Genomic DNA, 24,261 nt, shown 5'->3' on the forward strand with positions numbered 1-24,261 from the left:
TCATTCTCGTCCCGTAATACAGGTGGTACGCTGGAGCTTAGTCAGGTATTTAATGTTTTTTTTATTCTTGGAAATCCGTTTGGATATATCCTCAAAAATAAACTGTTCAACCGGATTAGGGTCTATTTTGAGAGCTTGTTGTAGATGGTTTATATCCCGCTCCTGATCGCTGACTATTCGTCGACAGTTAGGTATTAAAGATTGTAAGGATTTGCAGACCTGGCCTTTCTCCCTGCTCTCCTGAAGCAGGGTAAAAGAAGTACAAATTAATTCGATATTTAAGCCACCTCCCTCTTTCATTTCGCTCAGATAGTATACTAATTTTCGGTCTCTTTCTCGCGTTGATGAATACAATGCGGGCGATAAACAAATATGCTTTATCAGTACCTGAGACGCTACCTGCCTGTATAGCTTTATATTGATTTCACCATTGATTTTTTTCAGGTTCGAGTTATACTCTTTATCCAGTAGGACTTTATCCTGGCTATAAGTGCCCTGTATTTCTTCTACACCATTAGATGGTAATCCTACGCTTTTCAGAAATCTGATCTGGTCTTGCATCAGGGAATCTGATCTTACTTCATTATCCTTATCATATTCAAATTGTAAACTCAGAAACAAACCTTCTAAGTCTATTTCTTCATTGGATAGGGTATCGGTAACTACAATCAGATTGGAGCAGGTACCATGTAGATGGGTGAGGCAAATCACGATGGTACATCCGATAAGCAAGGCTAATGACTTTTTCATAGGTGCAGGTATTGGGTGAGTAAATGGGTGGTCGTTACCTATAAATGCGCAGGGAAAGTGTTACAGGTAATGGTTTTGAAGAAAATACGGGGTGACAATAACCAGTCCTTTTTACCTGCCGCAAGGCCTCCTTCAATACCTTACTTCATCCGGCTTCCACACCACTTTGGCTTTGTCCAGTTGTGCCCAATCTTGGGTGAAGTCTGTATGAGAGTTATAGGTATAGGTAGAAGTAATTGTTTCGCTACGGGTGGTCCGGGGCAGGAGTGGCTCTGTGAACGTGAGTGCTATGTAGATAACGCTGCCTCCGGTGGAATCCGAATGGTGCAGAAACCCGATAACAGACTTCACGTTCTGCTCTGATCTATTGGTAATACTTATTGAGTAGTAGACCTGTACAGTAGAGTCGCTGTACTGGGCCGTGATATCCCGCAGTTGTACATCCACTACTTTCGCAAGTTCTTCGGTACGCTTTTGCTCAGCCTCCGCTTCCAGCGCGGCCTGTTCCTCCTCCCGGGCCTGACGGGCTTTGTCCTGAATCTCCCACAACTGGTACTCTTCCCAAAACTGGCGGTAGGTTTTTCCTTCCAGTTTCTCCTCCGTAAATGACATGAGCAGCAGGTACTGCGTGATGGCCTTATAGGCAGTAGAGTCAGGTGTATCGGCAAGCAGGATGGCCTGCAAATCTGTTGCAAGCGTCTTCTCGCAGTACGTCCGGTCCAGCGGGTCAGTCACTGCAACGAGAAGGAAGAGTAGGTTTAGTATTAGTGTGTGCATACAAAGTTAGGTGTAAGTATCAATGATTAGCCTGAGCTGGAGTAGCTACTTAGCTACAGGATTCGCTCCTCTCAATTTACTATTAAGTTATTTAATATAAAAGAAAACTAAATATTTTTTGGTGTTCTCTTGACCGTTAACTAAAATTTTAGTTAAATTTAAGAAAAATTAACACACTGGATTGCAACGATTAGTAAGTTAATGCCGACTTTTAGCCATTATACACCGCTCTAAACCATCCACTCTTGAAAAAAAATCTCCTTCTCCTGTGCTTATGTATCATAAGCGGGGTCTCCTTTGCACAAAACACCGGACGATTCAGTATAAAGGGTACTGTCGTTGATTCAGCCGGTGTAAAGCTACCTTTTGCCACCGTCATGCTGCTGCAACCACAGGATTCATCCCTGGTTAACTATGGCCGAACCAACGATGACGGTATTCTGGAATTTAAGAATCTTAAGCGCAGCAAGTACCTGCTCAAGGTCAACTACGTTGGGTACTTGCCTTACCAGCAGGTAGTAGAGCCAGCCGATGGACCCGTAACCGACATAGGTACCATATCCATGAAAATCCTGAATCAGGACTTGTTTGAGGTAGTAGTCAAGACGGCCCGGGCTCCATTGAGTATACGGGGGGATACGGTGGAGTATAACGCAGCTTCGTTTAAGGTACCACCCGGCTCTTCGGTAGAGGACCTGCTGCGACGCCTGCCGGGTATGCAGATCGAGCAGGATGGTACCATCCGGGCACAGGGGCAGGAGGTCAAGCGTGTAACGGTAGACGGAAAGCGTTTCTTTGGAGACGATCCCAAGATGGCTACCAAGAACCTACCAGCCGAAGCCATCTCCAAAGTACAGGTATTTAATGGGAAAACGGAGCAGTCACGCATTACGGGAGTAGATGACGGGAAACAGGAAAAGACCGTAAACCTCGAGCTCAAAGACAGCCATAAGAAGGGCGGTTTTGGTAAGGCTACCCTTGGGGTCGGAACCGACTCACGGATGGAAGGCAAGGTCAGCTACAACCGCTTCAACGATAAGCAACAACTCGCCTTCTTTGGTCTGGGCAACAACACCAACCAGAGCGGCATGTCATGGGATGATTTCCAGGACTTCCGGGGGAGTCAATCGTTCAACTGGGGCGATGACGGCGACTTTGGATTCAGCAGTGGGGGAGGCATTCGATTTATCAGTGGTGGTGATGGGGACGAAGAAAGCCTCACCATCCAGGGCGGGCGCGGAGGCCAGGACCGGGGCTTTACCAAGAACTTCGCCGGTGGTGCCAACTACAACTACGATACCAAGAAAACCAAGTTTAGCAGCAGCTACTTCTATAACCAGACCGACCAGACACTTGATGCCTTCTCGAGCCGAGAAAACTTCCTTAACAGTACTTCGTTCCTAAGTCAGGATGACAACCTCCGCCTCAACTTCAACGGCAACCACCGGGGGAGTCTGCGCTTCGAAAAAAACCTTGACTCACTGAATACCCTGGTACTTATTAGCAACTCCCGGTTGGGACAGGGCAATAACTCGTTTAGCAGCTTTCAGCAGTTTTTTCGCGAAGGCAACACCCTTACCAACCAATCCATCCTGAACAACATCAACCGCTTCAACTCCTTCTCAATGGGCAATACGGCAATCTATCGCCACAAGTTCAGGAAGAAAGGACGTAACTTCGCGGCCAGCCTCGGGTATAACATCAATAACTCGAATGGCAATGCTGAACAGAAATCGGTCAATGAGTTTTATCAAAGGGCCGGTCAAGATTCAACAGAGTCGATAACCATTAACCAGTACAACCAGACCCAAAGCTTACGTACTCAGTTTAAGGGAAGCCTCCTGTACGTAGAGCCATTTGCCAAGAAGTTTTTCTGGGAGACCTTCTATAACTTTAGCCTCCGCAACGACGAGGTAGACCGCGATGTATACGACCGCAGGTCCGAGAATGAGTTTCGGAACGAACAGCTGAGCCGCTACTACACCAACGAGTTTATATACAACCGCCTGGGAAGCAGCGTGAGGTACTCGTTCAATGGCCTGAACCTGACTGTAGGTCTGGCGGCTATCCAGTTTGATTTGCAGGGTATGTTTGCCAGTGACCAGACAGCTGCGCAGTCTGGACGGGTAGACCGTAAGTACTTTACCTGGGCACCTAACTTATCACTCAACTACGACCTGAAGAACAACCGATACCTGTACGCCAACTACAACCTGAATGTCAACGAGCCTAACATCCGCGACCTGCAGCCCATCGTAGACAACAGCAATCCATTGTATATCCGTGAGGGTAATCCGGACCTGCTACCGCAGTCCAGCCATAGCCTCAACGCCGGGTTCAACTACTTCAATCCGGGTAGCTTTACTCAGCTGTACATTGGACTTAACTACAACTACTTCGTCAATCAGATTGTATATACACAGCAGGTAGATGAGAACTTCATCACCCGCACCCGGCCTATCAACATCTCCGGCGGGAATTGGATGGGATCATACATGGGATTTGGCTTTCCGCTGAAGAAGACCAAAGCCACCCTGAATATGAACGGAGGGGTAAACCGATCCAATAACCTGACCTATATCAACAACGTCCTGAACGAGACCAGTACCAACAGCTACAATTTTGGGGTACGTATGGACCTGACGCCCAGCGATAAGTTTACATTCTATCCATCGGCTAACTGGAACCTGAGCAATACCAGCTACTCAATCAACTCCGCCCAGAATCAGAAGATCGTAAACGGTACCTATAATGCCGAGATGAACGTGAAGCTGCCCGCCGAAATGTTCTTCAACGGACGCTTCAGCTACCGGAGTTACGTAAACAAGCGGTTCGGTTTTGACCAGCGGCAGCCTATCCTGAACCTGTCGGTGTACAAGATCGTCCTGAAAAACAAGAAAGGGGAGGTGCGCTTTACGGCCTACGACGTATTTAACCAGAACCGGGGCATTACGCAGTTTGCAAGCCAGAACTTCGTATCTACCGAGCAGGTTCAGACGCTCGCGCGGTATTACATGCTGAGCTTTACCTATAATATGCGTGGTGTGACCGGTAGCGTACGCCGGAGAGGATTCTTTTGATGGTGAATGAGCGAATGAATCTTAAAAAATTCATTCGCTCATTCACCTCAGTAATACCATATAGTAATTAAAGCTAAAACCTAACAGCTATCAGCTAATAACTTACAATGAAATACATAAAGACACTACTACTGGTACTGCTCACTACGCCGTCGTGGGCACAGAAGATGGAGGGGGTAGTTACCTACGAGCGGGTGCAGTACCAAACCAAAATCTACTCCCGCCTGACGTTTCTGAGTCAGGAAGAGAAAGACCGGATTAAAATGACCTGGGGCAATGATGATGAGTGGAAGACCAAGATGAAACTGTTCTTCAGCCCTACCCAGAGTAAGTATACCTACTTCAATACGCAGGGACAAACCGAAGATGGTAACTACTCGTGGCGGCAGGATGAGTTTGAGATCTACCGGGATTTTGAGAAAGAGAAAAAGACGGAGATCATCGAAATGCTCGGCCGGACTTACGTATTGGAGGATTCGCTGAACATGCCCCGCTGGAAGATCATGAATCAGATCAAGGACATAAACGGGCATGTATGTATGATGGCCGTTACGGAAGATACTATCCGCAACCAGAAGATTACGGCCTGGTTTGCCGATGATATACCCGTACAGGCTGGACCTGAGCGATATTACGGACTACCTGGGCTGATTATGGAGCTAAACATTAACGATGGTGATGTCATCATCACAGCCACCAATGTTGAACTCAAACCGGTGGCCGAAGAGCTGAAGCTGCCCAAAAAGCTGAAAGGCCGCAAGATCTCGGATAGTGACTATGACAAAATCATATCCACCCATATCCGCGACAGTATCAAATCGCACCGAAATCCTTACTGGGCTATACGTTACTGACAGGTCTTACATAAAGGCATTTAAAAAGGGCTCTCCTTCGGGAGAGTCCTTTTTTGTGTTATTTATACACTAAGAGCTGAGGCCGCTGTGATGAATAGGCTTTGTATAGAAAATGGTATTATAAATAAATTAGAATTTTATCTTGAGCTCGAGGCCTTTACTAACTAAAATTCAGAGACTTATTAAGCCTAAAGTGCTAATACAGGTAAGCTAATAAATTGATAATCAATATTAATTTACAAAGAGCAAAGGAACTTTACAGGCAGGTTATAAGTTGAAAATTAGGAGTTTTTTTATGTAATATCAGAAGAATTTTAGGGTAGTTGCAGAAGTAATACTTCTTTTTTGAAGAAGGTACATTAAATTTGTATTGCCCAAACGTCACCAGATTAGCTGGTGAATGATAGAAGCAGATTATAAAACAACCTGGTGCTTTTTTGTAGAAAACCAATTTTTTCAATCTAATAACTATTTATAAAACCTCCTGATCCCATGCAAAAAATAATTATTGCGATTGCAGTGGTCCTAACCCTCGGCTCCTGTGCAAGTAAAAAGAAGATGCTTGCTATGGAAACAAAAGCTAATGAAATTCAACTACAACTTGACAAGGCGCGTGCTGACCTGAACGACTGTGACACCCGGACGGCTGGTTTGAACGAAAAGCTGAAAACCAGAGAAGACGAACTGGCCAGCCGTAGTGCCCGCGTAAAAGAACTGGAAGATCAGATGGAGTTCCTGAAGAAGAACAACAACCAGCTACTGGATCGTATGGCTGATCTTTCGATTGTTACTAAAGAAGGTGCTGAGAGTATCCGTAAGTCAATGGAGACTATGAACCTGCAGGGTAAGTACATCCAGAACCTGAACACAAGCATCCAGCGTAAGGACTCCCTGAACATGGCGCTGGTGATGAACCTGAAGCGCTCACTCCAGGACGTTAGCGACGAGGATGTACAGATCGAAGTGAAGAAGGGTGTAGTATATGTATCCCTGTCTGACAAGATGCTGTTCCACTCAGGTAGCTACATGATTACTTCAAGAGCCGAAAACGTGCTGAGCAAAGTAGCCAAGATTCTGAATGATTACAAAGAGATCGAAATCCTGGTAGAAGGTCATACTGACAATGTACCTTATCGCAATGACAACCTGGTTGATAACTGGGATCTTAGCGTGAAGCGTGCTACTTCGGTTGTACGTACTCTTCAGGAGAAATACGGTGTTGCACCGTCTCGTATGATCGCTGGTGGACGTGGTGAGTACCTGCCTAAGGCTGGTAACGAAAGCAAAGAGAACCGCAGCCAGAACCGTCGTACTGAGATCATCATCACTCCTAAATTGGATCAGTACTTCAACCTGTATACTCCACAGGCTGGTAAATAATCAGAAGATATAATATCTCTTTTTGACCATAATAGTAGGCCCGTCAGCATCGCTGACGGGCTTTTTTTATACTTACTGGTAGAGCAGCTATATAAGTTGCTAGATGTACTGATAAGGCAGATGGTAGAACAAATCTAGCTCTTACGAACCCGGATGGTAAATGCTTCCGCCGGATTCCGGACCAGTAGTTGTTCAAAATCTGTATCGGTAAATCCCTCCTTCTGCAGTAGGGGGAACAGCTTGTCAAAAATACCCGTGAAGCCCACAAAATCTCCTCCGTTGGGTTCGCCGGGGCGGTACCAGCCGGCATCGTGCGAAATCAGTACCCGGTTGAGGTGGCCCTTGTCCTTCATGGTTTTGATCCACTCGGCGTACTGCTCATGATTGCCGGCACCAATACCGTCCAGACTGATCCAGGCTCCCTGCTGGGCGGCCTTACTATACGTTGACTTATCTGATTCGCTCTGGGCGTGTACCCACACAAAGGCTGATGGATGTACCCCCTGCTTTTTGAGTATTTCTATCTCTTCAAAAGCGGTTTGGGCCGGGCCGGTATGGGAGCAGATAGTGAGTCCAGCTTCCAGATGGGTCAGCGCGGCCGCGGTAATTAATTTGCGGTGTAGCTTGGAGAGAGGGCCGCTGTTGACCCCAATTTTTATGAAGCCCGGTTTGATACCTGTATAGCCTATACCATTAAAGCTTTCTCTGATCCAGCGGGCGGCCAGTTGCTCGGCTGATTCGGTCTGGGTCCAGGGTGGCAGGTACTTGTTATCTGAGGCACCGTAGTAGCCGGTATTGGTCAGGATCTGTAAACCGCTCTGCTCCGCCAGCATTTTTAGCAGCTGCACATCACGTCCCAGAAAAACCGGTGTACATTCCAATATGCTTTTTACCCCCTTCGCTTTCACTTCCATCAGATATGGCAATACCTTTTTTACCACCTCTTCACGGTTCCAGCGATCCATACTGAAGTTATCAGCCCCGATAAAATCCACCAGAAAATGTTCGTGGATGAGCGTCATGCCCAACGACGAAGAGTAAATGGGACCATTGACGGTATGGAGGACTTCTGATTTGTCGGAAAAGCTTGTAAGACAGAGTGGAGTGGCTGCGCAGGTTAATAAAAAGTCACGTCGGGATAGCATACTTCTTATGTTTTATTTTTGGGAAGGTAGAAAAAAATCAAAAACTTCTTCCATTTTTAGCTGGTATATGTACTAATGAAAATTGATATTTAACTATTTCTCTATGCAAAGACTTTTTCCTGCCTGTTCTAACAGACTACTCCTCCTTAGCCTCCTTTTGGGCTTATCTATCTTACCACTCTTTGCCCAGACCCTGACCGAAGCTTCCCCCGAAAGTGTCGGTATGAGCACCGAACGGTTGCAGCGAATCGAGAGCGTCGTTCAGGATTATGTAAATCAGCAACGGATTGCAGGTGCCGTAGCCCTGGTGGTACGCAACGGGAAGATCGTGTACTACAAAGGCATCGGCTACGATGATATGGACACCAAGTCGCCGCTGAAGCGGGACGCTATTTTCCGCATTGCCTCGCAGACCAAAGCCATTACCAGTACGGCTATCATGATGCTATATGAAGAAGGCAAAATCCTGCTGGATGAACCGGTATCGAAGTATATTCCTTCATTTAAGCAGCCCAAAGTACTGGCAACGTTCAATGAAAAAGACAGCAGTTTTACTACGATACCCGCAAAGCGTGAGATCACCATCCGCGACCTGCTCACCCATACTTCCGGCATCAGCTACGCGGGTATAGGTACCAAAGAGGCCAACGCCATTTACGCCAAATACAAAATCCCAAGCGGCATCGGTACTCCTAATCATAAACTTTCCGATGCCATCAATCTGCTGGGTACGATGCCACTGATCCACCAGCCGGGCGAGAAATTCTCGTACGGACTCAACACCGATGTACTGGGGTACGTGGTAGAGGTTGTATCGGGCAAATCACTGGATGAGTTTTTCCGTCAGCGCATTTTTGAACCCTTAGGTATGAAAGATACCTACTTCTACCTGCCTGCCAGTAAGGCCCCCCGACTCACTACCCTGTACACCCAGACCCGCGAAGGTGCAACGATCAAGAGAGTCGCTCAGGGAGGTTCATCACCTGATTTTCCGAAGGAAGGAGGTACTTTCTTTTCGGGAGGAGCGGGTCTTTCATCTACCGCCTATGACTACGTGATCTTTCTGCAGGCCATGCTCAATGGAGGGCAGTACGGTGGTAAGCGCATCCTGAGCCCTATTACCATAGATATGATGACAGCCAACCAGATTGGTGACATCAACGTAGGAGCCAGAAAATTCGGACTCGGCTTCGCGATTGCTACCGAGAAGGAAGCCGCCCGACTGCCTATATCCGTTGGTACATTTGAGTGGGGCGGTATATTCGGCACTACTTATTGGGCCGATCCGAAGGAAGGCATCGCCGCGCTGATCATGACCCAGAAGTACCCCAACTCCTACGGTGACCTGAGTGATAAATTCAAAGTACTGGTGTACCAGGCTATCACCAAAAAGAATCCCCAGTAGTAGTACCCACCCTTTATGAAGTATAGTCTTACTCCGCGTAGAAGTCTGTTGCTGTTTTTTTTGCTGGCGTTGGGCATTGCCTTGTACTACGTAGTATCGGACCAGCCCCTGGATGAGGCTTCGCCCGAAAGTGTAGGGATGAGCACCGACAGATTGCAGCGTATTGATACAGTGATGAAGGAGTACGTAGAGAAGCAACTTTATCCGGGGGCGGTGGTACTGGTGATGCGGCATGGGAAGCTGGTGTATCATAAAAGTTTTGGCTATAATGATCTGGAAAGAAAAGTGAGGTTGCCAAAGGATGCGATAGTTCGGATCGCTTCAATGAGCAAAGCTATTACGAGTACGGCTGTCATGATGCTGCACGAAGAGGGGAAGTTTCTTCTGGATGATCCGGTGTCGAAGTACATCCCAGCATTCAAGCAGCCCAAAGTACTGGATACTTTTAATGCGGCTGATACGACCTATACTACGGTACCTGCCAGCCGTGAGATTACCATCCGTGACCTGCTGACGCATACCTCGGGATTGAGTTATCCCGAAATCGGCAGGGTGGAGGCCATTGCAATTTATGCCAAACATGATATACCCAGCGGTATAGGTACTCCGCATTACAAGCTTAAGGATGTAATTAACCGACTAGCTACGCTGCCTCTCATGCACCAGCCGGGCAAGCGATTTACCTATGGCCTCAACACCGACGTACTGGGGTTCCTGGTGGAGGTAGTATCGGGGAAGCCACTGGACCAGTTTATGCGGGAGCGTATCTTTGAGCCATTGGGAATGAAGGATACCGGCTTTTATCTAGCCGAAGATAAAGCTTCGCGGCTGAGCACCCTTTTTGCCGAATATGACGAAGGAGGTACTACCCTTGCCGAAACCGGCTACGGCTTCTATCCCAACTTCCCTTTGGAAAAAAGTACTTACTACTCCGGTGGGGCCGGGTTGGTCTCTACCGCTTATGATTATGCGATCTTTCTGCAGATGATCCTGAACGGAGGAGAGTTCAACGGGAAACGTGTTTTGGGACCGGTGACCGTAAAGCTGATGACCTCCAATCAGATTGGAGATATGAACCTGATCTATAAGAAATTTGGCCTGGGATTTTCGATAGCTACCGAGCGGGAGGCCGTCCGGTTACCACCCTCGGCCGGTTCGCTCGACTGGAACGGTATCTACGGTACTACTTTTTGGGCTGATCCGGAGCAGGGAATTGTAGCGGTAATGATGACTCAGAAGTACCCCAATCCCTATGTGGATCTGGGGGAGAAGTTCAGGGTACTGGTCTATCAGGCTATCACCCAGTTAGATTAACCAAAACAGCCCACGTCCTTAGTCGTGGGCTGTTCCTTTTAGTGAGAAGTGCCATTGATTGTATCCTGCATCTCGCTTCGAATTTTTTTCTTGTCGATCTTTCCGACGCTGGTCTTCGGTATTTCTTTGACAAATACGATCCGATCCGGCACGTACCACTTATTCAGTTCGCCGGATTCTACCCGGTCCTGAATGGAGTCTTTGATACTATCGGGAGTAACCTCATCGGTATAGCCCGGTTTTACCACCACCAGCGCGTGGGGACGCTCACCCCATCGTGTATCGGGTAGGCCTACTACGGCTACTTCGACCACCCCCTCGACCTGAGATATCAGATTTTCTATATCAAGTGAAGACACCCATTCCCCTCCTGATTTGATCACATCCTTGACCCGGTCGGCAATAGCCACGTAGTAGTCGGGACCGATAGTGGCCACGTCGCCGGTATGGAGCCAGCCGTTTCGCCAGAGCTTTTCCGAATTTTCCGGCTCTTTGTAGTAGCCCTGAGTCATCCAGGGGCCGCGGGCCACTACTTCACCCAGCGTGTGCCCATCGTGAGGCAGGAAGTTGTCTTGCTCGTCCACCAGGTGCAGGTCCACAAAGGGAGCTATCTTACCGGCCTTGGTACGGTAGTCTAGCTGGTCATCCATCGATAGATCCAGTTGCTCGTCGTTGAGATGTACTACCGACATGATCGGAGCCGTTTCGGACATACCGTATCCCTGCGATACATTGATACCCAGCTTAAGGGCTGCTTTGGCCAGGCCCCGGGTAAGGGCCGAGCCCCCGATGATCACCTTCCAGCGGCTGAGGTCTACCTGCTGTACCACCGGACTATTGACCAGCATATTCAGGATGGTAGGTACACAGTGCGACAGCGTTACTTCCTCCTTGATGAGCAGTTTCAGGAGCATCTCCGGTTCGTACCGGCCCGGGTATACCTGCTTATTATTGAGCATGGTGGCTGCGTAGGGGAAGCCCCAGGCGTGTACATGGAACAGGGGCGTAATGGGCATGTATACATCCTGATGGGTGAAGGGTAGTGCCTGGTACCCACAAAAGAACGTGACCAGTCCCATGGTGTGCATAAACAACTGCCGGTGCGAGAAGTACACCCCTTTGGGGTTACCCGTCGTGCCGGTTGTATAGAAAGTTGTAGCCATGGTATTCTCATCGAAATCCGGAAAGTCGTACTGGTCAGAAGCCCCTTTCAGGAGCTGTTCGTACTCGCCGGCCACCTCAAACGAGGTAGTGGGCAGGGGCGGTTTTTCAGAGCCGTATACCTTATCGCTCAGGATGACAAACTTCTGCACCGTAGTGATCTGATCTTTGATGGCTTCCATAATGGGCAGGAAATCTTCGTGTACCAGCAGCACCTTATCTTCGGCGTGGTTGATGGTATAGAGGATCTGAGCGGGTGAGAGGCGCACATTAATGGTATGGAGTACTGCGCCATAGCAGGGGACGGCAAAGAAGCTCTCCAGGTAGCGGTGACTGTCCCAGTCCATGACGGCTACGGTTTCGCCCGGTTGTACGCCCAGCTCCTCAAGTACATGAGCCAGCCGGCGTACCCGCTTATTAAATTCAATATAATCCATCCAGAACAAATCGCGGTACACGATGCGGCGCTGGGGATTGTAGCGCAGGCTCTGAGCCAGTATGGTCTTGATCAGCAGGGGCTGCTCATAGGCTGATTCGGTACGGGGTATCAGTTTGGTTTGGATCATACATCAGTACATTAAGGGTGAATAACTAAGAAGGTATATGTTGTAATAGCTTTTAAAGGATTTGGTTTTCTTAAATAGCTAATTTATTACCTATACTTGCGTCCCTGATGGCCCGTGCTCCCGGCTGGAAGCCGGTCTGGTTCAGCTTATTTTGTCTGCAACCAGTACTTCCAGACAGGCAGCAGACGGACAGTAGCTAAAATACTTTTAATTCTATTTATATTACCATTATGACTCCTGAAACCTTTCCTTCGCAGGCCATTATAGAGCAAACTCATGAGCTGATTCGCCACTACATTCATCGCACCCCTGTGTTCACCAATAGCACCATCAACCAGCAGTGTGGCGTGGAAGTCTACTTTAAGTGTGAGAATTTTCAGAAGATCGGTGCTTTCAAAGCACGCGGGGGAATCAACGCAGTGCTCTCGCTACAGGAATCCGAACGCACCAACGGCATTACTACTCATTCGTCGGGTAACCATGCGCAGGCTATTGCTTACGCGGCCCGTCAGGTGGGGGCCAAAGCATACATCGTGATGCCTGACAACTCGCCCAAAGTAAAGATCAACGCTGTACTGGGCTATGGTGCTGAGATCACCTTCTGCCCCAACACCCCCGAAGACCGGGAGGCAGCCGTGCAGAAGATCGTAGCGCATACGGGCGCGACTTTTATTCACCCGTTTAATGACTACCGGGTTATAGCTGGACAGGCTACTGCCGCTAAGGAACTACTGGAACAGGTAGAGGATACCCTGGATGTACTGATGGCACCCGTGGGTGGTGGAGGGCTCCTGAGTGGAACGGCCCTGTCTGCGCACTACTTCTCGCCCACAACTGAGGTGATCGCCGGTGAGCCCGAAGGAGCGGCTGATGCCATTCTTTCCTTCAAATCGGGACAAATAGAGCGGGCACCCTTTGTGAAAACCATCGCGGACGGGTTGCTGACCCCGCTTGGTGACAAGACCCTGGCCATCATCAGAGAGCACGTAAAGGAGATACTGATCGTGTCGGACGAGGAGATCGTGGCAGCCATGCGCCTGCTTTGGGAGCGTATGAAGATCGTGGTTGAGCCCTCGGGAGCCGTACCCTTCGCTGCCTTGATGAAGCATAAAGACTTGTTTGCCGGTAAGAAGGTAGGTATAGTACTGACAGGGGGAAATGTTGACCTCGGAAAGCTTCCCTTCTAACCATCAGTAAAGGTGTAGTTGGACGGTTTGAAACAGATAAAGCCTGAGCGGTTAGCTCAGGCTTTATGCTTGGTATCTTGTTGACACATAGCGGAGTATACAAACATTTTTTTTAAGAGGTAGTTGTATGAAAAATGGTATAGTTTATGCTTAAAGTTGTGAAGTTCTCAGGTTGGACTAATCCTTCTTTATTTTATATTATAAAAAGTTAAACATACCTGTCAAGGCATTTAGTATTGCGATGAAATGAGTTGAAATTTATATTTGAGGTTCCATTTTATTCCAAACATAAGTACAACTAAGAATACCTGTCGTATGGCTACATTTGTTAGTTGCCCCGGCCAAAATCAAGCAGTGAATCTGGATAGCGTTGATACCATCACGCTGATTGATACCAACAATCACCAGTACTGCATCGAATTCTACAAAAAAATCATGGTGCAGATTCCGACGCAGGTAGCATCGTGGTCATTTGAATCTAAAAAAGAAAGAGACGCGGTATATAACCTGTTAAAAGCAAAGCATTTCTCGGAGTTGTTGGCTGATACCTTTCCGGAAGGAAGATTTATTCGCTCCGGGGATATCACCAAGTCTAACGGCTCAAACGGAAACTAGAGTACAAAGCTTTATCAGGAGCAGTACATCAGCTGTTTATTCGTTAGTTAGGTTAGAATAAGCACTTGGCATACTCCTGAAACCTTTCCGATTTCTTTTTTACAATATCTTCCTTATAGTCATCGATTTCCAGGGCTTTGATTGGGTTAGTACCCAACAGAGCCACTGTACCGCGGTCTAATAAGGCTGTGTAGGTGTATACATGCCTGCCATCCTGGATGTGGTAGTCAAGTTCGCCATCCAGCCGGAGCGGCTTATGATCATGCAGATATAGTTTGGCTACTTTGGGTTTTCTGAGAGCCTTCGCTCCTGCTACCCGGATGGTAGTCACGTAGGTGGTATCTTTCCCCTTGATCACCCGCGCAAGGTACATCGATTCCTCAATGGGCGAATGGGTAATCGTAGAGCCTTCGGAGGTAGTGGTTTCGATGCCCGGACAGTCGGCCCCGGACACTGATAGAGCAGAATGGGTGGAGGCGGAACTCACGAACAGTTGCACGGAGACTAGCAGGGGCAGTAGCAGTTGGGTTTTCATACGTTGAGCTGATAGAGGATTAGCGGCTCAAATTAATGGATTAGCCCAATATTCCTGCTACTGGTCCCTAATTCTCCGCTATTACTTAGCCAAAGGCTGACTCCACCGAGCCGCCGTCTACTCGGTAGTTACTGCCGTTGACGTAGCTGGCCAGCTCAGAACTAAGGAAGGCAATCACTGCGGCTACCTCCTCGGGCTGTCCGCGCCGGTGTACCGCTATGTGGGGGCGTTTGTTTTTCAGAAACCAGTCTACTACTTCTTCTACGGAGGAGTTTCGTTCCTTGGCCAGTTCTTCCATCATGGCGTTGGTCATGGGAGTCTCCACGTAAGCGGGCGATACGCAGTTGATCAGCAGACCATCGTAGGAGTAAGCCCGGGAGAGGCACTTGGTGAGGTTGATAATGGCAGCCTTGCAGGCGTTGTAGGGGCTTTCTTCTTCGTAGGGTTGTAAGGCGTTTTCGGAAGATACCAGTACCACACGACCCCAGCCCCGGGCTTGCATCTGGGGGATAAAAGCCCGGCATACCCGTATCGCTCCCATCAGATCTATATCAATGGTTTTCAGCCAGTCGTCATCGCTGAGACTGATAAAATCGCCGGCGGCACCCCTGGCTCCGGCGCAGTTGATAAGAATATCTACTCCGCCAAACTGTTCCTGCACCTGGGCAGCCAGTTGGAGTACCTCCTCGTTTTTGGTCAGGTCCGCCGTTATAGCCACTACTTTACTGCGACCCTTGGTGTGAGCCTTCAACTCCTCGGAAGCCTTATCCAGTTTGTCCTGCGTTTTGTCTGTGAGTACTATATTTACCCCCTCGTCGGCTAGTATCTTAGCGGTAGCCAGGCCTATACCTGAGTCACCTCCCGTAATCACTGCCGTTCTTCCTGAAATCGATAAGTTCATGATGGTATATAATAGATGTTGAATAAATCAGTTGAGTAGCTAACCGCCTGATGTAGATTATGGTTATGGATTGATAAAAGAAAAAGCGGCAGATCGGAAGATCTGCCGCTTGCTTTAAGGCGGGGTAGAGAATACTGGTATATGCTTAAACCGTTACTTCTTGGGACAGTCACGTACTAGTTTCTGGAGGGTAGCTACTACAGACTTACCGGTTGCGATTCCGGGTACGGCAAAGGTTGTTTCCTTCGCGTATTTGATTTTGTCGCCGTTGGTGTATTCCTTGATCAGTTCTTCTCCGAAGCGGGTCGGAACAGCCACCTCTACATTTTTGCCTTTCACCTTCAGCGAAACTTTGTCCGCATCTATATCGTACAGATTAAATTCATACAGGTACTCATCTACTTTCTTGTTGCTCTCTTTACGGACAGAGAGGGCCACTTTGCAGGTACTTCCTTCCCGGATTTCCAGCTTTTGCTGTACCCCTACCTGACGTTCGTCAAATCCTGCCAATGAGGTACGTAGCCACGCCAGGTCGTGCGGTGCCTCTTTGTTAGAAGAAGACTTAATAATATACCTCAACAGGTGCTGCATCTGCTTGGCGGTGGCCAGATCAGGTGCCTGCAGGGCCAGTTTCTGGGTGTAGTTTTGCTGCTCCCCGTCCTTACGTACTTCAATGAGTGATTGCTTACCGGCGGTAGTGGCCTCCACCAGAAATACCTGTTTAGAAGTTTCAATCGATACCGATGGCTCCGACAGATCCGCGAAGTTGAAGATGTACTGCTCTTCGGTTGTGCCTTTTTCCTTGGCGGTACGGTGCGAGTAGGTAGCTACCTGGGCGGCCGTAAGCGACTGCTCGTGATTCTCCTGATTGATGGTGAAGTTCTGGACCAACTGGCTCAGTTTGTGCAGTCCATCCTGCAGGCTGGTGGCCTTGGGAAGGGTATGCTCGGAGGCAGTACGGGCCAGTGGGATGGCGGTTTGCAGAGCCAGTACCAAGAGTTGTGCCTGGTCTACATCTTCGGTAGCTATGGATACTGTACGCGCGAAGCCATTCTTCTTACCATCCTGCTCCACACTAACGAATTCCTGCTTTTGCCGTATGTCAGCCTCTACCATAACCTGCTTGCGGCGTACCTGAGCTTTTACCGACGGCTCGTGCAGATCGCCCAGGTCCCAGCCAAACTTCTCCGCCTTCTTTAACCCCTTCTTGTCATACTCTTCGAAAGTAAGCCAGGTTTGGGCGGGGTGCTTGTCGTCAAGTACGAGTGCCTGCTTGAGGGTTACATCTCCCGCGTCTATATTCTGTACATGAGCTACTAGCCAGCTACGTAGAGCCGGTAGTTCGGTTGGGAGTGAAATGGTTTTGCGCCAGGCCGCATCGGCCAGCGGAATGGCAGCCTTAAGGGCCTCTTCAACGGCACGGGCATTGTCCACATCTTTGCAATACAGTTCCAGAACGCTGGAGTAGTCACCCAGAACTTCATCTTCGTACGTTTTGATAACCGGCAGGCTACCCGAACGGGCACTGACCCACATGAGATCTTTGGAGTTTTCGCGCCCCACCAGATTTTTGTCCATCGCACCCAGGTTCAGTACCGCTCTCCTTTTGATGCTTTTTCCTTTGCTGTCGGTTTCTTCGGTCAGTATATTCAGTCGATAAGGCTGTTCAGGGGTATAGCTGACTTCCTGCCGATAAGTCTTCTTGTCGGCTTTTACTTCTCCCAACTGCTTTTTCAGCTCTTCCAGATGACGGACCAGATCACCTCCCTGACCTAGAACAGCACCAGACAACAGGAGTAGCAAACAGGTGGAAAAGCACTGTAAAAAAGTAAAAAATGGACGAGGTACTGGTGTAGTCATCTGTAAGATAGAGGTTAAAGATACATGGCTTTGATTTCAGGGAGCGAATTTGGTAAAATTTGCTGCAACTGCAAATCCCGGTGTGGTATTTGCTAGTAAATCTTACTTATATATCCTTCTCACTAAACACTACACTTTATGTTAAAACCAATCCTCTATTCTGTATTATTATCTGCACTTGTGGTTATGGCCTCCTGTAAGGGCAAGCAAGGTGAAATAGGCCCTCAGGGCGTAGCCGGTGTGGCGGGTCCTGCCGGTCCTGCTGGTACCAAGGGAGACAAAGGCGACAAAGGCGAGAAGGGCGACACCGGAGCTACGGGTGCTACCGGAGCCACTGGTGCAAAAGGTGATAAGGGAGATACTGCAGGAGCCATGCAGTTTAGTGTAGGGCAGGTAGAGTCAGATAATGAACTTCATTTCAACCTGAGTTTTGATCTTTCGTCAGTAGCTAACCTGGCCTCCGTAGAAAAAGGGATGGTACTTTGCTACTATAAGAGCGCTGACTTCTGGTTTCCGGTACCGGGTGTGGTACCTCTCAACAATGGCCGACTGGGTACTATGTTATTTGCTTATCGGATGGAAGGCAAACAAATGAAGGTAGTCGTGTACTCGGCTGACATGAAAGGAAAAGAAACGGCTACTGATATCCGCGTAGTACTGGTACCGGCGCAGAATGCCCGCCTGAGCGCCGATGTTGACTACAAAAATTATCTGGAAGTAGCCAAAGCATATAATCTTCCGCTCTAATCTTTAAAAAAATATCCTTTCAAAGCCAGAGCTCCATCCGGGGCTTTGGCTTTTTTTTATACATAGTATTAGTACTTACTACTACTGTAGTTTATGACTTATTGATGCCTGTTCGTCAGGTACCTGGTGAGTAAGTCATGGAGAAAAGATTAAGTGTAAAGGATTAACTAATTGGTAGGCTGGCATGCTTTTGTGGAGGATGAAGTAAACAAAGTTTTATTTCATCATATTGATAATGAGAAAGTATTTCCTTCGCCTGGCATTACCAGCCGCTATATTTTCAGTACTTACCGGTTGTTACAGTATGAGGCCTTCCAACGGAGGCGGACAAATCAAATCTATTACTCAGGAAAGAAACATCAATCCGGCTGATGTATTGCTTCCCCCCGGCTATACCATTGAGGCCGTAGCCCGCGATTTTACCTTTCCCACCGCCGTAGCCTTTGACAGCCAGAACCGACTACACGTCCTTGAGTCGGGGTACTCCTACGGTGAAGTATGGACCGAACCCAAGCTGATCCGGATTGATAACAATGGTACCCGCACGGTAGTCGCTACCGGTACGCGCAATGGCCCCTGGTCCGGTATTTCCTACCACGATGGCAACTTTTATGTAGCCGAGGGGGGTACCATGGAAGGGGGTAAGATCCTGCGTATAGCACCCGACGGAGCCATCGCTACCCTGGTAGATAAGTTACCTACCCTGGGTGACCACCATACTAATGGCCCGGTAATCAGGGATGGGTATGTGTACTTTGGGCTGGGAACGGCTACCAACTCGGGAGTAGTAGGGGTAGATAACTACAAGTATGGCTGGCTCAAGCGCGAGCCCCGCTTTCACGATATACCCTGCCAGGATGTGGTACTGAGTGGTCTCAACTTCGAAACACCCAACGTCCTGAAAGATTCCACCACCAAAGCCACAACCGGAGCTTATTCACCCTATAATACCACAACGTACCCCGGCCAGATCATCAAAGGCAGTATTCCCTGTTCGGGAGCTATCATGCGGGTACCCGTCGCCGGAGGCAAGATGGAACTCGTAGCCTGGGGACTCCGCAATCCCTTTGGACTGGCTTTCTCAAATGATGGCAGGCTATACATCACCGAAAATAACTACGACGTCAGGGGAAGCCGACCTGTATGGGGGAGTGGTGATGTACTCTGGGAGATTAAAGAAGGTATGTGGTACGGCTGGCCCGACTTCTCCGCCGGTAAACCAATCCGCGACGACGAAGAATTTGCGCCACCGGGTCAGGGACAGGTTAAACCTATCCTGCAACGCTATCCCAATCAGCCTCCCAAGCCAGCCGCTATACTCGGCGTTCATTCCTCCTCCATTGGGTTTGATTTTTCCCGGAGTTCCACCTTTGGGTTTGAAGGCGAAGCCTTTGTAGCACAGTTTGGTGATATGGCTCCAGAGGTCGGTAAAGTACTGGCACCGGTGGGGTATAAACTAGTGCGGGTAGATGTTCAGAACGGTGTTATCAGAGACTTTGCTGTTAACAAAGGCAAACGTAACGGTCCGGCTAGCTGGCTCGAAAGCGGCGGACTGGAAAGACCCGTTTCGGCCAAGTTTGACCCTAGCGGGAATACTCTGTACCTGGTAGACTTTGGTGTAATGAAAGTAACGAAGGCAGGATCAGAGCCTAAGCCCGGCAGTGGCGTAATCTGGAAAATAACCCGGAAGTAATTATGAAAATGAATATAAGATTAGTAGCCCTGGGCGTGGCTTTGGTAGTATGGTGTGTAGTGGTTGCCGGTTGTGCGGCCCGTAAGTCCGAGCCCATCAAAAATGAATTCTTTAAACCAACCAACGCCAGTATCGCCAATGGCGAGCGGGTATATATGGCCAACTGTCAGAAGTGTCATCCGTCCGGTGAAGCCGGTCTGGGACCCTCACTGAATGCCGTTCCGGCACCCCAGTTTATCAAGCGGTTCCAGATGCGACACGGCCTGGGAGTGATGCCAGGTTTCAAGCGTGACGAGATCTCTAAAGAGGATCTGCATGATATCTCCAAATACCGCAAGGCCTGGAAACACTACTAAGTAGGGGTGACTTATTAAAAATAAACTTCCCGAAGGGTGGTAAAAAGTGTACATTTCGTCTTTATAGTATAAAGGTGCTTATACTATCCATCTAATAATGGACGGAGCAGCCTTTGACGAATGTTAAAAGTTACTACCTATTCTATACAAAATGAAAGACAACAGAAGGAAGTTTATTAAAGATCTGGCATTGGGTACTGCCGGTGTAGCGGTAAGCGGAAGCCTTGTTAATAGTATGGCCAACCGAATACCCGCCACCGCCGGTATGTCCGCTAAAAGTTATACAAAAATCATTGGAGCCAATGATCGTATAGGAGTAGCCATTGCCGGTCTGGGTCGTCGCTACGGAGCGTATCTCGAAGCCATCGCTCATAAACCCAATAATGTGGAACTGGTGTACCTGTGCGATGTGATGAAAAAACAGCGCGATGCTGCCGGTAAGAAGTTGTCCAAGATGGTCGATAATACGCCAAAGCTTGAGAATGATATTCGTAAAGTAATTGCCGATAAACAGGTAGACGCACTATTTAACGCTACGCCCGACCACTGGCATACCCCGGGGGCCTGTCTGGCTATGCAGGCGGGGCAGCATGTATACGTAGAGAAACCCTGCAGCCATAACCCTAAAGAGGGTGAAATGCTGGTAGATTTTCAGAAGAAATATAATAAGGTAGTTCAGATGGGAAATCAGCAGCGTTCGGCTCCTGAGTCCATCGAAATTGTCAAAGAAATCCATAACGGTGTCATTGGAAAGCCCTTCAAGGCCATCGCGTTTTATTCAAGCGGTCGGGGTGAAGTACCTCAGCAACAGAAAGCGCCCGTACCCGAAGGGTTGGACTGGGCACTGTGGCAGGGACCGGCTCCGCGCCGCGACTATACCAGTGAGACCTGGGACTACAACTGGCACTGGTACGGCTGGGACTACGGTACCGCCGAAGCCGGTAACAATGCGACCCACGAGCTGGACGTAGCGCGCTGGGCTCTGCAGGAGGACTATCCTGAGTTCGTCACAGTAGAGGCTGATAAGCGTTATTTCCCCAATGACGGCTGGACCATGTACGATACCATGCTGGCGACTTTCAAATTCCCCGAGAACAAGATCATCCAGTGGGATGGCAAGAGCCGCAACTCCTACAATACCTACGGCAGCGACCGGGGGACCATCATCTACGGTACCAACGGTACTGTCTATGTAGATCGCGGTGGCTATAAACTGTATGACCGCGGTGGCAAGCTCATTAAGAGTAATAAGTCAAAAGGTGAAGAAGCCGGTACTGCCTTGGGTGGTGGCGGTGATATGTCGACCCTGCACGTAGTAAACTTTTTTGACGCTATTCGGGGAAAGGCTAAGCTTAATTCACCCATCGACGAGGGAGCCAAGAGTACGCACCTGTGCCACCTGGCTAATATCTCGGCTCGTACGGGTAAAGAATTCAAAGTAGATACCAAGACGGGACGTATAGCTGATAAGGAAGCTATGAAGCTGTGGGGGCGTGAGTATGCCCAGGGCTGGGAACCGAGAATTTCATAAATTTAGAAACAACTGTAAAAGCGGAGCCTCCTTGTACAAGGAGGCTCCGCTTTTTTTATGACAGGTACAGAGAATATTTGTAAATAAAATATGAAATATATTGCTTATTAAAGATTTCTTACCATAATGTTCTTTGAACTTATGTATTAGAAAAATTATAATTTGCGTTTGATAGGATATTCATAATTTATAAATAATTTAGTACCCATAATACGTTAATCCTCCTTTATCTTAAAAAAGTATGAAGCGCCCTTTGTTAACCCGCGACTGTGTATTGTCGGGCGAATCAAGTAGAAGTATGCACGGTATTGTAACCCGGCATCGAAAAGTAGTACAGTTGGTTTGCCTTCCAAAGCAGAGGAATCTGCTGGACCACCTACTCGAGAATCCTTCTTTCTCGACATTTGTGTATTTCCTGAATTAATGAGATAGAGCGTAGTCTGCTAAGTTGTAGTAGTATTACAGCAACTTAAAGAGCTCTTATTCAAGTACGAGACAAACAACAGAAAGCGCGTAGCAGGGGCTACGCGCTTTCTGTTGTTTCTACTGCTACAAGGCTTGAGTCTTGAATTGGAAAACAGTCGACAGATGAAATAAAAAATTCAACAAATGCTGTGTGTTAATTTGACATAATGTATAATAGTAGTATCATTGCGTATATATTACATTAAATGTAGCAATAGTACTATATTTAATGGTACCAACTGTTTCTATAACTCTTATCCCATATTCATGACAAGCAGACAATCCCTTATGGCTATGATGGTACTGATGGTACCCCTGGCAAGTGTGGCTCAGAAGCCCGCTACATCTTCGTCACCCATCCAGGTCAGTGCCGAGCAAGCCATTGTTACTACCGAGTATGGTAAGCTCCGTGGCTACCAGCAAAACGGTACCTATACCTTCAAAGGGATTCCCTACGCCAAGGCGGAGCGGTTCAGGGCTCCTCAAAAGCCCGATGCATGGCAGGGTGTACGTAGTTCGCTTTCGTACGGGCCGGTTTGTCCGACCGATGTGACTACTACCGTCAATGACGAATTTGAATTCGTGTTCCAGCACAACTGGGGCTATACCAACGAAAACTGCCTGAGCCTGAATGTATGGTCGCCGGGTATCAATGATAGTAAGAAACGTCCCGTGATGGTGTGGTTCCATGGTGGAGGATTTTCGGCGGGGTCATCCGTTGAGCTGCCATCCTACGATGGTGCTAACCTGACCCGCAAAGGTGACGTGGTAGTCGTGACCGTAAACCACCGCCTCAACCTGCTGGGCTTCCTGGATATGTCAGCCTATGGTGATAAGTACAAAAACTCAGCTAACGCGGGTCTGATGGACCTGGTAGCTTCGCTGGAATGGGTGAAGAATAATATTGCTCAGTTTGGCGGAGACCCCAACAACGTGACCATCTTTGGTCAGTCGGGTGGGGGAGGAAAAGTAACTTCCCTGATGAACGCGCCCTCGGCCAAAGGACTGTTCCATAAAGCCATCGTGCAGAGTGGTAGCTACATCCAGAACTTCAATGAGCCGGCTATGGGGCAGCGTGTGAGCGCGGCTATGCTGGAAGAACTGGGACTAAAGCCTAATCAGGCTGATTCGCTGCAGAAGATCTCTTACGAGCACCTCAATGCGGCCAGCAAAGTAGCTATGCGTAAGGTAGGTGAGCAACTCAAAGCCGAAGGCAAACCGGCCATGGGACTAGGCTGGGGACCTACGCTGGATGGTCACTTCCTGCCGTACCAGCCTTCGGAGGCAGCGGCTCAGGCGCTTTCTAAAAATATACCCCTGCTGGTAGGCTCTACCAAGACCGAGTTTGCTCCCTTTCGTCCCGGATCACGTATAAAAACAATGGACGAGGCCAAAACCAGCCTCCAGAAAATGTATAGTGAAAAAGCCGACTCGTATATGACCGCTTACAAAAAGGCGTATCCCGAAGCACAGGCACCATCTGATTACGTATCGGTTGATATAGGATTCCGGGCGGGTGCTATCCGTCAGGCCAGCCAGAAGGCCGTACCGGGTGCTGCTCCGGTGTACATGTACCTCTTTACCTGGAACTCACCGGTGATGGATGGCGCTTTCAAATCCATGCACTGTATGGAGCTGCCATTTGTATTTGACAACATCAGCCGCTGTGAAGAAATGACCGGAGGTGGCAAGGAGGCTCATGCTCTGGCCGACAAAATGAGCCAGGCCTGGATCCAGTTTGCCAAGACCGGCAACCCTAACCACAAGGGGCTGCCTACCTGGCCTCAGTACACCGCCGAAAATGGTGCCAATATGATCTTCGATAATGTAAGCGTCGTAAAAAACCACCACGATAAGGAGGTACTGGAAATAGCTTCGAAGACTTCCCTTTAAGCCAGAACAATAGAATGTACCAGTCAGAGGCTTTTGACTGGTACAT

The 24,261-nt window shown here is 48.6% G+C and carries 20 protein-coding genes; 13 read left to right on the top strand and 7 right to left on the bottom strand.

What is annotated here, in order from left to right; genetic code table 11:
* Together JUB14_RS10765 and JUB14_RS10770 are read right to left on the bottom strand one after the other, a co-directional pair.
* Positions 1-750, bottom strand: a complete 750-nt coding sequence (locus JUB14_RS10765; RefSeq protein ID WP_207505855.1) for a hypothetical protein — start codon at positions 748-750, stop codon at positions 1-3.
* Positions 751-882: 132 nt separating this feature from the next.
* Complete coding sequence (locus JUB14_RS10770; protein WP_207505856.1) at positions 883-1,527, bottom strand: hypothetical protein; 645 nt, start codon at positions 1,525-1,527, stop codon at positions 883-885.
* 245 nt (positions 1,528-1,772) lie between these two features.
* On the opposite strand from JUB14_RS10770, the gene JUB14_RS10775 reads away from it, so the two are divergent.
* From JUB14_RS10775 to JUB14_RS10785, 3 genes are all read left to right on the top strand, one after another.
* Positions 1,773-4,607: an outer membrane beta-barrel family protein gene (locus JUB14_RS10775; protein ID WP_207505857.1), complete on the top strand. Its 2,835-nt coding sequence runs from the start codon at positions 1,773-1,775 to the stop codon at positions 4,605-4,607.
* A gap of 107 nt (positions 4,608-4,714) precedes the next feature.
* Positions 4,715-5,461: a GLPGLI family protein gene (locus tag JUB14_RS10780; protein WP_207505858.1), complete on the top strand. Its 747-nt coding sequence runs from the start codon at positions 4,715-4,717 to the stop codon at positions 5,459-5,461.
* A 492-nt stretch (positions 5,462-5,953) separates the two neighbouring features.
* A complete protein-coding gene (locus JUB14_RS10785) occupies positions 5,954-6,841 on the top strand; it encodes an OmpA/MotB family protein (protein ID WP_207505859.1) in 888 nt (295 codons plus the stop codon).
* 134 nt (positions 6,842-6,975) lie between these two features.
* On the opposite strand, the gene JUB14_RS10790 is transcribed toward JUB14_RS10785, so the two are convergent.
* The gene (locus JUB14_RS10790; protein WP_207505860.1) at positions 6,976-7,986 is read right to left on the bottom strand and encodes a phosphotriesterase family protein; all 1,011 of its coding nucleotides are present in this window, start codon (positions 7,984-7,986) and stop codon (positions 6,976-6,978) included.
* A gap of 103 nt (positions 7,987-8,089) precedes the next feature.
* On the opposite strand from JUB14_RS10790, the gene JUB14_RS10795 reads away from it, so the two are divergent.
* Together JUB14_RS10795 and JUB14_RS10800 are read left to right on the top strand one after the other, a co-directional pair.
* Positions 8,090-9,391: a serine hydrolase domain-containing protein gene (locus tag JUB14_RS10795; protein WP_207505861.1), complete on the top strand. Its 1,302-nt coding sequence runs from the start codon at positions 8,090-8,092 to the stop codon at positions 9,389-9,391.
* 15 nt (positions 9,392-9,406) lie between these two features.
* Entirely contained in the window at positions 9,407-10,705 is a 1,299-nt protein-coding gene (locus tag JUB14_RS10800) for a serine hydrolase domain-containing protein (protein ID WP_207505862.1), read from the top strand.
* A gap of 38 nt (positions 10,706-10,743) precedes the next feature.
* Here the strand turns inward: JUB14_RS10800 and JUB14_RS10805 are convergent, their stop codons facing one another.
* On the bottom strand, positions 10,744-12,432 hold the full coding sequence (locus JUB14_RS10805; protein ID WP_207505863.1) for a fatty acid--CoA ligase: 1,689 nt from the start codon (positions 12,430-12,432) through the stop codon (positions 10,744-10,746).
* Between the two features lie 230 nt (positions 12,433-12,662).
* Between JUB14_RS10805 and JUB14_RS10810 the strand changes: the two genes are divergently transcribed.
* Positions 12,663-13,619: a threonine ammonia-lyase gene (locus JUB14_RS10810; RefSeq protein WP_207505864.1), complete on the top strand. Its 957-nt coding sequence runs from the start codon at positions 12,663-12,665 to the stop codon at positions 13,617-13,619.
* A gap of 315 nt (positions 13,620-13,934) precedes the next feature.
* Positions 13,935-14,234: a hypothetical protein gene (locus JUB14_RS10815; protein WP_207505865.1), complete on the top strand. Its 300-nt coding sequence runs from the start codon at positions 13,935-13,937 to the stop codon at positions 14,232-14,234.
* Between the two features lie 52 nt (positions 14,235-14,286).
* Here JUB14_RS10815 and JUB14_RS10820 read toward each other — a convergent pair whose 3' ends face one another.
* The 3 genes from JUB14_RS10820 to JUB14_RS10830 all read right to left on the bottom strand — a co-directional run bounded on the left by JUB14_RS10820 (position 14,287) and on the right by JUB14_RS10830 (position 17,461).
* Positions 14,287-14,769, bottom strand: coding sequence for a hypothetical protein (locus JUB14_RS10820; protein WP_207505866.1), 483 nt, complete (start codon positions 14,767-14,769; stop codon positions 14,287-14,289).
* Positions 14,770-14,854: 85 nt separating this feature from the next.
* Positions 14,855-15,670 carry an SDR family NAD(P)-dependent oxidoreductase gene (locus tag JUB14_RS10825; protein WP_207505867.1) on the bottom strand — a complete coding sequence of 272 codons (816 nt, stop codon included), beginning with the start codon at positions 15,668-15,670 and terminating at the stop codon, positions 14,855-14,857.
* 153 nt (positions 15,671-15,823) lie between these two features.
* On the bottom strand, positions 15,824-17,461 hold the full coding sequence (locus tag JUB14_RS10830) for a hypothetical protein (RefSeq protein ID WP_207505868.1): 1,638 nt from the start codon (positions 17,459-17,461) through the stop codon (positions 15,824-15,826).
* A gap of 255 nt (positions 17,462-17,716) precedes the next feature.
* On the opposite strand from JUB14_RS10830, the gene JUB14_RS10835 reads away from it, so the two are divergent.
* From JUB14_RS10835 to JUB14_RS10860, 6 genes are all read left to right on the top strand, one after another.
* Entirely contained in the window at positions 17,717-18,277 is a 561-nt protein-coding gene (locus JUB14_RS10835; protein WP_207505869.1) for a collagen-like protein, read from the top strand.
* A 235-nt stretch (positions 18,278-18,512) separates the two neighbouring features.
* On the top strand, positions 18,513-19,970 hold the full coding sequence (locus tag JUB14_RS10840; protein WP_207505870.1) for a PQQ-dependent sugar dehydrogenase: 1,458 nt from the start codon (positions 18,513-18,515) through the stop codon (positions 19,968-19,970).
* A gap of 8 nt (positions 19,971-19,978) precedes the next feature.
* Positions 19,979-20,326 (top strand): c-type cytochrome, encoded by a 348-nt coding sequence (locus JUB14_RS10845; protein WP_207505871.1) that lies wholly within the window; start codon positions 19,979-19,981, stop codon positions 20,324-20,326.
* 151 nt (positions 20,327-20,477) lie between these two features.
* Positions 20,478-21,857 (top strand): Gfo/Idh/MocA family protein, encoded by a 1,380-nt coding sequence (locus JUB14_RS10850; RefSeq protein ID WP_207505872.1) that lies wholly within the window; start codon positions 20,478-20,480, stop codon positions 21,855-21,857.
* A gap of 241 nt (positions 21,858-22,098) precedes the next feature.
* Positions 22,099-22,281: a hypothetical protein gene (locus JUB14_RS10855; RefSeq protein WP_207505873.1), complete on the top strand. Its 183-nt coding sequence runs from the start codon at positions 22,099-22,101 to the stop codon at positions 22,279-22,281.
* 308 nt (positions 22,282-22,589) lie between these two features.
* Entirely contained in the window at positions 22,590-24,215 is a 1,626-nt protein-coding gene (locus tag JUB14_RS10860) for a carboxylesterase/lipase family protein (protein WP_207505874.1), read from the top strand.
* Positions 24,216-24,261: the final 46 nt, after the last annotated feature.

Origin of the sequence: Telluribacter humicola (assembly GCF_017355935.1) — a bacterium.
GTDB lineage: Bacteria > Bacteroidota > Bacteroidia > Cytophagales > Spirosomataceae > Telluribacter > Telluribacter humicola.

Bases quoted from the DNA above. Each gene is read 5' to 3' on its own strand.
- JUB14_RS10785 (WP_207505859.1), top strand. From the start codon at position 5,954: ATGCAAAAAATAATTATTGCGATTGCAGTGGTCCTAACCCTCGGCTCC.
- JUB14_RS10790 (WP_207505860.1), bottom strand. From the start codon at position 7,986: ATGCTATCCCGACGTGACTTTTTATTAACCTGCGCAGCCACTCCACTC.
- JUB14_RS10850 (WP_207505872.1), top strand. From the start codon at position 20,478: ATGAAAGACAACAGAAGGAAGTTTATTAAAGATCTGGCATTGGGTACT.
- JUB14_RS10765 (WP_207505855.1), bottom strand. From the start codon at position 750: ATGAAAAAGTCATTAGCCTTGCTTATCGGATGTACCATCGTGATTTGC.
- JUB14_RS10845 (WP_207505871.1), top strand. From the start codon at position 19,979: ATGAATATAAGATTAGTAGCCCTGGGCGTGGCTTTGGTAGTATGGTGT.
- JUB14_RS10855 (WP_207505873.1), top strand. From the start codon at position 22,099: ATGAAGCGCCCTTTGTTAACCCGCGACTGTGTATTGTCGGGCGAATCA.
- JUB14_RS10810 (WP_207505864.1), top strand. From the start codon at position 12,663: ATGACTCCTGAAACCTTTCCTTCGCAGGCCATTATAGAGCAAACTCAT.
- JUB14_RS10805 (WP_207505863.1), bottom strand. From the start codon at position 12,432: ATGATCCAAACCAAACTGATACCCCGTACCGAATCAGCCTATGAGCAG.
- JUB14_RS10800 (WP_207505862.1), top strand. From the start codon at position 9,407: ATGAAGTATAGTCTTACTCCGCGTAGAAGTCTGTTGCTGTTTTTTTTG.
- JUB14_RS10835 (WP_207505869.1), top strand. From the start codon at position 17,717: ATGGCCTCCTGTAAGGGCAAGCAAGGTGAAATAGGCCCTCAGGGCGTA.
- JUB14_RS10820 (WP_207505866.1), bottom strand. From the start codon at position 14,769: ATGAAAACCCAACTGCTACTGCCCCTGCTAGTCTCCGTGCAACTGTTC.
- JUB14_RS10860 (WP_207505874.1), top strand. From the start codon at position 22,590: ATGACAAGCAGACAATCCCTTATGGCTATGATGGTACTGATGGTACCC.
- JUB14_RS10815 (WP_207505865.1), top strand. From the start codon at position 13,935: ATGGCTACATTTGTTAGTTGCCCCGGCCAAAATCAAGCAGTGAATCTG.
- JUB14_RS10825 (WP_207505867.1), bottom strand. From the start codon at position 15,670: ATGAACTTATCGATTTCAGGAAGAACGGCAGTGATTACGGGAGGTGAC.
- JUB14_RS10795 (WP_207505861.1), top strand. From the start codon at position 8,090: ATGCAAAGACTTTTTCCTGCCTGTTCTAACAGACTACTCCTCCTTAGC.
- JUB14_RS10770 (WP_207505856.1), bottom strand. From the start codon at position 1,527: ATGCACACACTAATACTAAACCTACTCTTCCTTCTCGTTGCAGTGACT.
- JUB14_RS10840 (WP_207505870.1), top strand. From the start codon at position 18,513: ATGAGAAAGTATTTCCTTCGCCTGGCATTACCAGCCGCTATATTTTCA.
- JUB14_RS10780 (WP_207505858.1), top strand. From the start codon at position 4,715: ATGAAATACATAAAGACACTACTACTGGTACTGCTCACTACGCCGTCG.